Origin of the sequence: Jiangella anatolica, from assembly GCF_003236295.1 — a bacterium.
GTDB lineage: Bacteria > Actinomycetota > Actinomycetes > Jiangellales > Jiangellaceae > Jiangella > Jiangella anatolica.
Genome location: NZ_POTW01000225.1, coordinates 1 through 431 on the forward strand (window position 1 = coordinate 1; position 431 = coordinate 431).

General features: G+C 34.3%; 1 pseudogene. It reads right to left on the minus strand.

What is annotated here, in order from left to right:
- Positions 1–302: pseudogene (locus C1I92_RS35180) on the minus strand (hypothetical protein); the annotation flags it as partial.
- Positions 303–431 lie beyond the last annotated feature (129 nt).

Sequence of the window (431 nt, forward strand, 5' to 3'; positions counted from 1 at the left end):
CTTTCAGCCATAGCTCTGTCAAAAGAGTTTGCTTTTATAGTTTGCAGAAATTTCTTGTGATGTTCTCTTTGTAAATTAAGAGCGTCGTATTTTTCCTGCGTATCAATTTTAAGCCTGTCAATTTGCATAGCATCATAACTGTCCGATTTCTTTATTATTGTTCTGACAAAATAGGTACATTCTGAAGCAGCATTAATAATACAGGAGGATAAATCAACTGAAGTACTCTGTTGGTTGTTACAGGCGCTCACTCCAGTTGTGTCGAATTTTTCTGTAGCTACATGTCCAACATTTATAATCAATTACATTTCCCTATATTCAAAATTAAGCGATATTCTTATGTCACGACAACCTAACAGGGACTGACTACAAAGATCTTTAAAGAAACGTTCATTATTGTATCTATTGATGAACTCCCTTCAGATTTAGAG